Source organism: Veillonella parvula (genome assembly GCF_040094895.1).
In the GTDB taxonomy this organism is placed as follows: Bacteria; Bacillota; Negativicutes; order Veillonellales; family Veillonellaceae; genus Veillonella; species Veillonella parvula_L.
Genome location: NZ_JBBNGV010000001.1, coordinates 761816 through 773656, shown reverse-complemented (window position 1 = coordinate 773656; position 11841 = coordinate 761816). Strand labels below are relative to the sequence as shown.

Sequence of the window (11841 nt, the reverse complement as noted above, 5' to 3'; positions counted from 1 at the left end):
TTATTAGGGAATTAAAATCATTATCTTTTAATTGACAAACTATTTTATATTCTCATAATATAGGTATAGATTTAAAGTTTTATGTTTTAAAGGAAGGGTGTAACATGAATAAATCCATGTTAAAAAAAGCGGCCATTTTTGGCCTTGCTGGTGTAATGGCAATTGCTGCTGGTTGTGGTAGCGATAAAGATGCAGGTAGTGCAAATAGCAATGAAGCTAAAATTGCATTATTAACAACAACAACTGGTGGTGCGGCAGCATATGGTGAATCCATTAAAGCTGGTGCTGAATTGGCAGTAAGCGAAATCAATGCTGATGCAAATGCTGTAAAAATTAACTTATTAGTAGAAGATACTAAAGGTGATAAAAACGAAGCTATCAATGCGATGAACAAAGTAATTGCAAAAGATAAAGTGGTAGCAGTTATCGGTCCTATGTTATCTGGTGAAATGATGGCTGCGGGGCCTGTAGCAAACAAAAGTAAAGTAGTAGCGCTTGGTACATCTACAACGGCTGAAGGTATTACGGATATCGGCGATTACATTTTCCGTAATGCTGTACCTGAATCCTTGGCAGTAGATACTGCAATTAAAGAAGCACATAAAACTTTAGGCTTCAAAACTGCAGCTATCATGTACTCCAACAACAATGACCAAATGGTATCTGTAAATAATACAGCTCGTAAAGCATTGGAATCTGAAGGTGTACAAATCGTTGATACTGAAACATTTGCAGATAAAGATACTGACTTCTCTGCACAATTGACTAAAATTCAACAAGCAAAACCTGATGTAATTGTAGTTGCTTCTCTTTACCAAGAAGGCGCATTAATCATGAAAAAAATGCGTGAAATGGGTATGAATCAACCTGTAGTTGGCTCCAATGGTTTCAACAGCCCACAATTCATTAAAATTGCTGGCGATGCTGCTAACGGTGTTATTGTTGGTACGCCATGGTTCCCTAACAAAGAAGACCAAAAGGTTAAAGATTTCCGTAAAGCCTATGTGGCTAAATACGGTAAAGAACCTGACCAATTCGCTGCTCAAGCATATGATGCAGTATATCTCTATGAGACAGCTTTGAAAAAAGCAGGGTCCACAACAGATCGCGAAAAATTCCGGGAAGCATTGAAAAATATTGCTGACTTCGTTGGTGTAACTGGCCAATTCAAATTCAACGAAAAACGCGATCCTTCTATGGAAGTTCAAGTATTACAAATTAAAAACGGTCAATTTGACGCATTAACAAAATAAGTTGAGGTAGTATAGTGTTTTTACAACAATTAGTTAACGGGTTAACCCTCGGTAGCTTATATGCTGTACTCGCTATTGGCTTAACACTTGTGTTCGGTGTTTTGAATATTATCAACATGGCTCACGGAGGCATCTTTATGATAGGTGCCTTCGTTGGTCTTTTTATGGTAACAATTTTTAACGTTAACATTTTTGTAGCCCTTATCGTAGCTATGGCTGTAGGTGCTATCCTCGGTTATCTTTTAGAATTTGTGGCGCTTCGTCCACTACGCAAGAAAAAGGTGTCTCACTTGGCACCACTTATTAGTACCATTGGTGTTTCTATTTTCCTTGAAAGTTTGGCATTATTGCTTTGGGGCCCTCAAACTAGATCATTCCCACCAGACTATATTGGTGGCCTAATCGACTTTGGAGCTTTCAAAATTTCTATGGTACAAATTATTGGTTTAGGCGTTTCTGTTGTGCTAATGCTGATTTTAAATGTAGTTATTAAGAAAACTAAGATTGGTAAGGCTATTCGCGCTGTATCCATGAGTACGGAAACAGCAGCTCTCTTGGGTATCAATCCAACAATGATTATATCTATTACTGTTATGATTGCATCTGCCTTAGGTGCAGCGGCAGGTGTATTGGTAGGCTTGTCCTTTAATGCTATTGAGCCTACTATGGGTGTTATTATAGGCTTTAAAGGTCTGGCAGTACTTATCTTAGGTGGTCTTGGTAATATTACAGGCGCCATGGTTGGCGGCTTTATTTTAGGTGTAGCAGAAATCTTCTCTGTTGCTTATGGTGCATCTACATTCCGTGACGCTGTGGCCTTTGGTCTCATTATCCTATTATTATTCTGGCGCCCACAAGGCTTGTTTGGATCTAAAGATAAAGGGGGTAGACCGTAATGGAATTATTAAACCCGTATTATCTACAGATCGTGATGTTTTTCATCATTAATGCCATCATGGGTATTTCAATTTATTTCACACTGGCAAGTGGACAGCTTTCTTTAGGGGCTGCTGGCTTTATGAGTGTTGGTGCATACGTAGGCGCTATTCTTTCTTTGAAAGCTGATTTGCCTATCGTTGTAGGCATTATTATTGGTGGCTTAGTTGCTAGTCTTGTGGCTGTTATTATCGGTTTGCCAACAACACGTCTTAAAGGTTTGTATCTTGCCATTGCTACACTTGGATTTGGCGAAGTTGTGCGTGTTATTTTCTTGAATTTGGATATTACAAATGGTGCATTAGGCCTTTCTGGTATTCCATCCATTCCTCAAGAATTGACAAATTATGCCTATGAATTTGATCTCGATGGTTTAATGGGCATTGATGCTGTTGCATGGGGCAATCTAATGGCTATCATTATTTTGTTAGCTATTTTAGTATTGATTATCGCCTTTTGTGTACGGATTAATAATAGCCGTGTGGGTCGTGCCTTTGCAGCGATTAAGGCTGATGATCATGCAGCAGAATTGATGGGTATTAACGTTGTATACTACAAGATGATGGCCTTTATCATTGGTGCTTTCATCGCTGGTATTGGCGGTGGTTTGTATGCGCATATTACAAACTTTATTAATCCTACAGATTTCAGCTACCATAAAGTAGTACAAATTTTGTTATTCCCTGTATTTGGTGGTTCCAATGTAGTATGGGGCTCCGTATTAGGTTCCTTTATTCTTACATTATTACCAGAAGTATTGCGTTTCTTATCCGACTATCGGGACATCATCTATGGTGCATTACTAGTCATTTTGATGGCCGTTCGTCCAGATGGTATTCTGACAGAATCTATGGTAGATAAAATTAGTCGCAAATTAGGCTTTAAAAAGGCTCTATATATTCCAGAGTCACAAGTATTAACAGAACGTTTTGAAGCATATAAACGCAAACAACAAGAAGAAAAACAAGGATAGGAGGGAACTGAATGCTATTAGAATTAAATGACGTAAGTAAAAGCTTTGGTGGCGTTGCAGCCCTCACAGGAGTATCTTTTGGCGTTAAACAAGGTGAAGTATTTGGTGTCATCGGTCCAAATGGTGCTGGTAAGACCACACTATTCAACTTGATTACTGGTGTATTCCCTGCAAGTTCTGGTGAAATTGTATTTGATGGTATGTCTGTTGTAGGCATCAAGCCTCATAGAACTGTTGAAATGGGGATTGCTCGTACATTCCAAAATATTCGTCTCTTTGGCAATATGACAGCTCTTGAAACTGTTTTAACCGGTATGCATTGTCGTACTGGCTCTGGCTTCTTATCTAGTTTTTTGAAAACAAAACGTCAACGCATTGAAGAAGAGCGTTGTCGTGGTATTGCTTATGAGTTCTTAAAGCTTGTAGGTCTTGAAGCAGATGCAGAAGAGGTTGCCACATCATTACCGTATGGTAAGCAACGTCGTCTTGAAATCGCTCGTGCCTTAGCGACACACCCTCAGTTAATCTTGCTTGATGAACCGGCAGCAGGTATGAATGATAGTGAAACTGAAGTTCTGCGTCAATTGATTGGCAAGATTCGTGACCTAGGTATTACCGTTGTGGTTATCGAACATGCCATGGAATTGATGATGAATATCTGTGATCGTTTGGTAGTACTTAACTTTGGCAAGAAAATTGCTGAAGGTACACCTCAAGAAATTCAAAATAATGAAGCTGTAATTGAAGCATACTTAGGTAAAGAGGAGGTGTAATATGTTAAAACTAGAAAATATTGTGGCTGGTTATGGACATATTACAGCCTTAAAAGATATAAGTTTAGAAGTTCCACAAGGTTCCATTGTATCTCTTATTGGTGCTAATGGTGCTAGTAAGACTACGACGATGAAGACTATTATGGGACTTGTAAAACCCACATCTGGTCGAGTGATTTTTGAAGGTCAAGATATTACAGGTCGCCAAACCCATCAAGTTGTACAAAATGGTATCTCCTTAGTTCCTGAAGGACGTCAAATTCTACAAGATATGAGTGTTTATGAGAACCTTGAAATGGGTGCTTATACACGTAAAGATAAAGAAATCGAAACAGATATCAAAAAGGTATTTAAACGATTCCCTATTCTTGATGAACGAAGTTATCAATTGGGTGGTACTTTATCAGGTGGTCAACAGCAAATGCTAGCTATTGGTCGTGCACTTATGGCTCGTCCAAAATTGTTATTATTAGATGAACCATCTATGGGCCTTGCACCTTTAGTAGTAAATGAGATTTTTGAAACCATTAAAGAAATCAGCGCTGATGGAACAACAGTTCTTTTAGTAGAACAAAATGTGCGTCAAGCATTGAAGATTGCTGATTATGCGTATGTTTTGGAGACTGGTAAAATGGTATTATCTGGCTCTGCTGATGAAGTTCGCCATAATCCTCGCGTTATGGAAGCTTATTTAGGCGGTCGTGTTGAATAATTAATTATATAGAGCGATCATTAGTGTCAAAAACTTTGAATAAGGTGTATATACTAGATTTCTAGTATATACACCTTATTTTTTTATCACTAATTCTGATATAAATAGAAGAACTATGTGAGCTGATAATGAAGTGAGTTTAAATATATTTTATTATTTTTACAAATTTCAATAATAAAACTAGTGAATTAGGAATGAAAACAGCAAATAATAATTAATGAACATATATTGAAAATACTGTATTTTTAAGGAATCGTTGTTGAAGGTTTTATGAAGTTCGCTTGGAACATACTAGATTTGTAGAAGTATATTTAAAAAAATGATAAAATAGCATGACTGATTTTTTAGATATAAGATACATCAATAATTAAGTGATGAATTAAATAAGTTGAATAGAAAAAGAGGTAAGTATGAAGAAGAAACAGTATATGATGATGGCTGCATTCTTATGTACTACAACAATGGCTATGGCTGCGCCAGTTAATATAAATACTAATCAGCCTTATAATGCCAAGAATGTACAAATGGAAGGCCATGCCCCATTGGAAACTAGTGCATCCGTAATTAGCTCTGATAAAGAATATCGTCTGCGTCAAGGAGATGAACTGAATATTCAAGTGGTTCAGCAGGCAGAGCTTGGTACGCGTAATGGTAATGATATTGTGTATACCGTTAGACCAGATGGATATGTATCGTTCCCTATGGTTGGTGCCGTAAAAGCAGATGGCTTAACTGTAGATGAATTTACAGCTGAGTTACAGCAAGGTCTGTCTCGTTATATCATTAATCCTGATATCACAGTAAATGTATCGAAATTGGGCGGCGTTCGCGTATATGTATTTGGTGAAATTAATAAGCCTGGCGCCTATACGTTGACTAAATCTAGTACAGTTATTGATGCGATTGGGGCTGCAGGTAGTTTTAACTGGGATACAGCAAAGAAGAAAATTTACTTGATTCATCAAGATAATCCAGAGAAACCGATTCCTATCAATTTGAATCGTATTTTACAAACTGGAGATATGTCTGAAAACTACATCATGCGTGAAGGTGATATTCTTTACTTAACTAAGAATAGTCGCATCAACTTTGCTCGTGATATTGCTCCAATCTTAACAGGGGCTTACATGGTATCACGAATAGGTAAGGATTAAAGATAAGGCGATATCTATCATATAAGGGGGCGTTTTTTTGCGTTCATATTTATTACCATCCATATTGTTTATTACCGATATTGTGACGATTGTAATCGTTGCTTTTATCAGTCTTTTTATTCGATTTGATGGACACATAGAACCTCAATATATTAATCAAATGGTGGATGCACTTCCGTTATTACTTATTTCGTATATGTTGATGTTCTTGATAATGCATTTATATACACGTATTTGGCGCTATGCAGGGATGCGAGAGGTATTAGCAGTATTTGTAGCGACTACAATTGGTACGGCTTTATTCTATTTCTCTATGTTTGTATTTGGTAAGTCATTACCACGTTCTGTCTATTTTATTACATGGTTCCTTACTACAGGCGCTGTTGGTATGGGACGTATGTTGCTTCATTATGTGGCCCTTCACTATAGCAGTGGGGACGATGGTGAAAGTGGCCAAGTGAATACATTGATCATAGGAGCCGGTGATGCGGGTGCAACTATAGCTCGTGAAATTGAACGATATCATAAGCGTTCTCGTCGAGTGATTGGTTATGTTGATGATGATATGTTTAAACATAATCGTCTTATGAATGGTTTTAGAATTCTCGGTAATCGTGAAGATATTCCAGCATTAGTTGCTAAGTATAAGGTAGAAGAAATTATTATTGCCATGCCTTCCGTGAAGCGAGATATTATTCAAGAAATCATGGAAATCTGTTCTCCTTTAAAATGTAAAATCAATATTTTACCGGGGATGTACCAATTGCTTGATGATGAAGTTCTTGTATCTCATTTACATCCTGTTTCAATTGAGGATTTATTGGAACGTGATGAGATTCAGCTCGATACGTCCAAGGTTGAAACATATCTTAAAGATAAAGTAGTTTTAGTTACTGGTGCGGGGGGCTCTATTGGTTCTGAAATTTGTCGTCAAGTTTTACGTGTAAAACCTAAAAAGCTATTGCTCCTAGGTCATGGTGAAAATAGTATTTATCTTATTCATCAAGAATTGCGCAATATTGCTCCCCAAGATACCTTGGTTCCAATCATTGCAGATATTCGCGATAAGAATCAATTAGAACAAATTTTCAATAACTATAATCCTGATGTAGTATTTCATGCAGCAGCTCATAAACATGTGCCGCTTATGGAAATACAGCCAATTGCTGCGGTATTAAATAATATTTATGGTACTCGTAATGTTGCGGATGTAGCCGGAGCTCATGGGGTAGATCGATTTGTTATGATTTCCACGGATAAAGCGGTGAATCCAACTAGTGTTATGGGCGCTACAAAACGGGTTGCTGAAAAAGTTGTACTTGGTATGAATCATACATATGATACTAAGTTTATAACAGTTCGTTTTGGTAATGTACTTGGTAGCCGTGGTTCGGTTATTCCTTTATTTCGTAAACAAATTGAAACCGGTGGCCCTGTAACCGTTACAGATCCAGAAATGACACGTTATTTCATGACTATTCCTGAAGCCAGTCAATTAGTACTTCAAGCTGGTGCCATGGGGAATGGAGGCGAAGTGTTTCTTTTAGACATGGGTGAACCGGTTAAAATTGTCGATTTGGCTAAGAATATGATTCGTCTTTCTGGCTTTGAGCCTAATAAGGATATTCGTATTGAATTTACTGGATTACGTCCAGGTGAAAAGTTATACGAAGAATTATTGACTGCCGAAGAAGGTACGAATACTACTACGCATAAGAAAATTTTTGAAGCAGCTCTAGAAGATGTTAATCAAGAATGGCTAAGTCGTGAAATAGAGCGTTTTCATACATGTAAAACTGATATAGATGTAATTAATGTGTTGCAGGATATCATTCCTACATACGCCCCAAATCATAATGTATAAGTCGTGGACGATACATTTATTACCCGATATATGTATAAGACCATTTTAATTTTGATACATTGTGCTTTTATTGAGAGGGTTAGGTACAGTTAATATTTTAAGTGGGAGAGACCCTGTTGTTTGTATACTTTTACAGAAAGGGGTATATGGGTGGAACAAATTATTGATTTAAAAGAGGTGGGCAGAGTCCTCATTAAAAAGCGCCGTAAAATTATTAATATTACGGTAGCATGTATGGTTTTAGGTGGTGCGTATGCCTTTCTTGCACCATCTACATATCAATCTACATCGATGTTGCGCATTAAACAAGCTCAAGGTTTGAGCAATTCTGTATTATCTAGTGCTAATGCCTATTCTGATTCTATGTCTCGTCAATTGATGAACACAGATGCAGAAATTTTAAAAAGTCGTAATGTAGTAGAGCCAGTAATTACTGCTATAGAAGATCCTGAAGGTACTGGTAATGCGCCAACATATGAAGATTTTGTTAAAACTCGCATTGAAACTAAACCGTATAAAGAAACCGAGTTATTACAAGTAAGCGTAACTGGTAAGAGTCCTGAGCAAGCACAAGAAGCTAATCAATTACTTATTGATACCTTCTTGAAACGTCTTGCCGAAATTTCTCATGTTGAACAACGAACTACTCGTGAATTCTTACAAAAACGCGTTGTTACTGCGAAATCTGAATTAGAGCAAGCAGAAAATAAATTGCAACAATTCCAAGTAGATAATAAGGTGTACTCTACAGCTGATCAGATGAAAGGCTTAACTGATAAGATTACTCTAATTGATCGTGAGAAGGCTCAAAATCAACTCGATTTAGAAACGGCACAAGCTGCACTTGGCAGTATCAATGAGCAATTAGGTTCTGCAGGTAAAAGCATCGCTGATAGTGCTACGGTTCAAGCCTACAAGGGTCAGTTAGCAGATCTAGAATCTCGTAAAGCTTCTTACGTTGGTAAATATACTGATGAACATCCTGCGATGAAAGAAATTAATCAACAAATTGAAGAAGCTAAAAGTGGTCTAAATGCTGAAATTAATGCCATTGCATCTCAACAAGCACCTTCAAGCAATTCTGCACAACAAGGATTGCTAGCGGATAAGTTTAAAAATGAAGCTGCGTTAGCTGTAGCTCAAGGTAAACAATCTACATTAGCTGAGTTAGATAAAGCAAACGAAGAAGCTATAAAAGGACTACCTGAAAAAGAACGTGGTTATATCCAAGCAAAACGTGATGTAGATGTGGCACAAGATATCTATCAAATGTTATCCACTCGCTTAGAAGAAGCGAAGGTAGCAGAGGTTATGGTACCAAATGAAGTTCAAATCGTTGATCCTCCTACATTGCCAGAAAAGGCGATTGCACCACGTAAGATTCTTATTCTATTAGGCTCTGCCATTTTAGGCTTCATCTTTGGTTGCCTCTATACATTGGGCCAATTCTTCGGTAATCGCAAAGTTCAATCTGTACAAGAAATTAATGATATTCTTGGCATTCAAAACTTGGGCGTAATTCCAAATCATAACGAAAAAGAATACGAGGAGCCTAGTAATCGTATCGTAGCATTGTTGCGCAAAATGAGAGGTTAATATGATTAGACTAATTTCTAATGAACGTGGTGATACGCCACTTGTGGAAGCATACCGTATATTGCGTAGCAATCTTCAATATGTATGTAACCAACATAAATGTAAACTTATTTGCATTACTGCAGCTACTAGTGGTGAAGGAACTTCTGAAGTGGCAGCTAATACAGCATTAGCTTTATCTAAAAATAATAATAAAGTTCTTCTAGTAGATGGCAATCTACGCAATCCAGCACAACATATAGCCTTTAATGTACAAAATAAAGGTCTTACAAATGCGGTAATGATGGATGAAGATTTGACGATTCATCGTAATGTAGTGCCTCATTTGGATGTGCTTACGGCTGGTGAAGTTGTTGAATATCCATCTGACATTGTAGACTCCAGCAAATTACCTACGATTCTTGAGTATGTACGTGATGAATATGATGTGATTATCATCGATACACCACCAGTATTGTCTGTTACAGATGCCGTTGTATTGGCAGAAAAATCAGATGGTGTTGTGTTAGTTGTTAAAAATGAAGTAGCTAGTCTAAAAGATTTGATTGAAGCTAAGAAACGCCTTTCACAAGTAGGTATTTCTCTTTTAGGATCTATCGTAATTGATGCTTAATATAACTGTTTTAATCAGTATTCTATGTGATAAATCAAGCGTATCAATATGGTACAGAAAGTATTGAGGTGATTTATATGAGAATTAATTTTTCTCCTCCAGATATTACAGAGTTAGAAATCAATGAAGTCGTTGAAGCCTTAAAAAGTGGGTGGATTACGACAGGTCCTCGTACTAAAGAATTAGAAAAAAAGATAGCTCACCAATTAGGTACACCTAAATCCGTTTGTTTAAACTCTGCTACGGCAGCGCTTGAAATGTCCCTTCGCGTATTGGGAATTGGACCTAGAGACGAAGTCATAACTAGTGCTTACTCATATACCGCTAGTGCGAGTCCTGTAGTTCATGTGGGCGCTACATTAGTGCTTGTTGATACACAAAAAGACTCCTATGAAATGGATTACGATGCAGTCGCTCGGGCTATCACACCAAAAACAAAGGCTATCATCCCTGTAGATATTGCGGGTGTGCCTTGTGATTATGAACGTTTGCGATCCATTGTAGAGGAAAAGAAATCTCTCTTTATACCATCTAATGATATTCAATCAGCATTAGGTCATATTCCTATCGTAGCGGACTGTGCGCATTCTTTTGGTGCTTCTTATAAAGGGGTGCCAACAGGTAATATAGCCGATTTTAGTAGCTTTTCCTTTCATGCAGTAAAAAATTTTACTACTGCTGAAGGTGGTTGTGCTACATGGCGCCACATAGATGGTTATGACGATGAAGCTATCTACAAGCAATTCCAATTGCTATCTTTGCATGGTCAAGATAAGGATGCTCTTGCAAAAACAAAAGCAGGTGCTTGGGAATATGATATTAAAGGTACCTATTATAAATGTAATATGACGGATATTATGGCGGCTATTGGGCTAGCTCAATTTGAAAGATACCCAAAACTTTTGGCACGTCGTAAAGAAATTATTGAAGCTTATGATACAGCATTTAAGGATTTACCTGTTACATTGTTGAACCATTATACAGATAAGCATGAAAGTAGTGGTCACTTGTATTTAGTCCGTTTAGACGGCCGTGATGCGCAATACCGCAACAAGGTTATTGAAGCTATGGCTGAGGCTGGCATTGCGACGAATGTCCATTATAAGCCAATCCCAATGCATACTGCTTATAAAAACTTAGGCTTTACAATCGATGACTATCCAAATGCTTATGACCAGTTTAAGAATGAAATTACATTGCCACTTCATACGCTCCTTACAGATGAAGAAGTGCAATATATCATTGAGCAGTTTAAAAGGATTATTACCGAATGCTAGTAAAGAACTTTCATGATCTACCAAAAGAGCTTCAGTGTGAAGCGGTTCGTCCCTATTTTGAAATATTAAATCAAAGGCGTATAAGCCTTCTTTGTAAAAGCATTTTTGACCGCGTAATGGCAGCGGGAATGCTTATTACATTAAGCCCTATATTCTTGGTACTAGCCATCATGATTAAACGAGATAGTGAGGGAGAGGTTTTTTTTCGTCAAACTCGAGTGACACAGTACGGTCGTACCTTTGGCATCTATAAGTTCCGTACTATGGTAAAGAATGCGGAATCTTTAGGTGCACAAGTGACATCACAAAATGATATGCGTGTTACGAAGGTAGGCAATATGCTTCGTAACTGTCGTCTCGATGAATTGCCTCAGCTTATTAATATCCTTTTAGGAGATATGAGCTTTGTCGGTACAAGACCTGAGGTTCCACGTTATGTGGCTGCTTATACAGATGAAATGAAAGCTACCTTATTATTACCTGCTGGTGTTACTAGTGTTGCCAGTATTACTTATAAAGATGAAGATCAACTTTTACAAAATGCTCAGAATGTTGATGAAGTCTATATAAATGAGGTTTTACCGGGTAAGATGACTTGGAATTTAAGGAGTATTAAGGAGTTTTCTTTTTTACAAGATATAAAAATGATGATTGATACAGTATTAGCTGTATTACGTTGAAAGAGGTCCC

At 37.4% G+C, this 11841-nt stretch carries 11 protein-coding genes; all 11 read left to right on the top strand.

Annotated features, from left to right (window positions below; translation table 11 throughout):
• Positions 1 to 104 precede the first annotated feature (104 nt).
• The 11 genes from AAAT26_RS03605 (at position 105) to AAAT26_RS03555 (ending at position 11831) form a co-directional block, all read left to right on the top strand.
• Positions 105 to 1253, top strand: coding sequence for an ABC transporter substrate-binding protein (locus AAAT26_RS03605; RefSeq protein WP_120054626.1), 1149 nt, complete (start codon positions 105 to 107; stop codon positions 1251 to 1253).
• Between the two features lie 14 nt (positions 1254 to 1267).
• Entirely contained in the window at positions 1268 to 2149 is an 882-nt protein-coding gene (locus tag AAAT26_RS03600) for a branched-chain amino acid ABC transporter permease (RefSeq protein WP_012864168.1), read from the top strand.
• The gene (locus AAAT26_RS03595) at positions 2149 to 3162 is read left to right on the top strand and encodes a branched-chain amino acid ABC transporter permease (protein ID WP_349208875.1); all 1014 of its coding nucleotides are present in this window, start codon (positions 2149 to 2151) and stop codon (positions 3160 to 3162) included. Before AAAT26_RS03600 ends, AAAT26_RS03595 begins: the two co-directional genes overlap by 1 nt.
• An 11-nt stretch (positions 3163 to 3173) precedes the next feature.
• Positions 3174 to 3935 (top strand): ABC transporter ATP-binding protein, encoded by a 762-nt coding sequence (locus AAAT26_RS03590; protein ID WP_008600621.1) that lies wholly within the window; start codon positions 3174 to 3176, stop codon positions 3933 to 3935.
• 1 nt (position 3936) lies between these two features.
• Positions 3937 to 4647: an ABC transporter ATP-binding protein gene (locus tag AAAT26_RS03585; protein ID WP_349208874.1), complete on the top strand. Its 711-nt coding sequence runs from the start codon at positions 3937 to 3939 to the stop codon at positions 4645 to 4647.
• 410 nt (positions 4648 to 5057) lie between these two features.
• Positions 5058 to 5801 carry a polysaccharide biosynthesis/export family protein gene (locus tag AAAT26_RS03580; RefSeq protein ID WP_156697465.1) on the top strand — a complete coding sequence of 248 codons (744 nt, stop codon included), beginning with the start codon at positions 5058 to 5060 and terminating at the stop codon, positions 5799 to 5801.
• A gap of 37 nt (positions 5802 to 5838) precedes the next feature.
• Complete coding sequence (locus AAAT26_RS03575) at positions 5839 to 7665, top strand: polysaccharide biosynthesis protein (protein ID WP_349208873.1); 1827 nt, start codon at positions 5839 to 5841, stop codon at positions 7663 to 7665.
• A 150-nt stretch (positions 7666 to 7815) separates the two neighbouring features.
• Positions 7816 to 9261: a GumC family protein gene (locus AAAT26_RS03570; RefSeq protein WP_278618033.1), complete on the top strand. Its 1446-nt coding sequence runs from the start codon at positions 7816 to 7818 to the stop codon at positions 9259 to 9261.
• 1 nt (position 9262) lies between these two features.
• Positions 9263 to 9874 (top strand): CpsD/CapB family tyrosine-protein kinase, encoded by a 612-nt coding sequence (locus tag AAAT26_RS03565; protein ID WP_349208872.1) that lies wholly within the window; start codon positions 9263 to 9265, stop codon positions 9872 to 9874.
• Positions 9875 to 9951: 77 nt separating this feature from the next.
• On the top strand, positions 9952 to 11151 hold the full coding sequence (locus tag AAAT26_RS03560) for a DegT/DnrJ/EryC1/StrS family aminotransferase (RefSeq protein WP_349208871.1): 1200 nt from the start codon (positions 9952 to 9954) through the stop codon (positions 11149 to 11151).
• The gene (locus AAAT26_RS03555; RefSeq protein ID WP_349208870.1) at positions 11145 to 11831 is read left to right on the top strand and encodes a sugar transferase; all 687 of its coding nucleotides are present in this window, start codon (positions 11145 to 11147) and stop codon (positions 11829 to 11831) included. Before AAAT26_RS03560 ends, AAAT26_RS03555 begins: the two co-directional genes overlap by 7 nt.
• Positions 11832 to 11841: the final 10 nt, after the last annotated feature.

Excerpts from the sequence above, each read along its gene's own strand:
- AAAT26_RS03605 (WP_120054626.1), top strand. The coding sequence starts at position 105 with ATGAATAAATCCATGTTAAAAAAAGCGGCCATTTTTGGCCTTGCTGGT.
- AAAT26_RS03595 (WP_349208875.1), top strand. The coding sequence starts at position 2,149 with ATGGAATTATTAAACCCGTATTATCTACAGATCGTGATGTTTTTCATC.
- AAAT26_RS03590 (WP_008600621.1), top strand. The coding sequence starts at position 3,174 with ATGCTATTAGAATTAAATGACGTAAGTAAAAGCTTTGGTGGCGTTGCA.
- AAAT26_RS03585 (WP_349208874.1), top strand. The coding sequence starts at position 3,937 with ATGTTAAAACTAGAAAATATTGTGGCTGGTTATGGACATATTACAGCC.
- AAAT26_RS03580 (WP_156697465.1), top strand. The coding sequence starts at position 5,058 with ATGAAGAAGAAACAGTATATGATGATGGCTGCATTCTTATGTACTACA.
- AAAT26_RS03565 (WP_349208872.1), top strand. The coding sequence starts at position 9,263 with ATGATTAGACTAATTTCTAATGAACGTGGTGATACGCCACTTGTGGAA.
- AAAT26_RS03560 (WP_349208871.1), top strand. The coding sequence starts at position 9,952 with ATGAGAATTAATTTTTCTCCTCCAGATATTACAGAGTTAGAAATCAAT.
- AAAT26_RS03555 (WP_349208870.1), top strand. The coding sequence starts at position 11,145 with ATGCTAGTAAAGAACTTTCATGATCTACCAAAAGAGCTTCAGTGTGAA.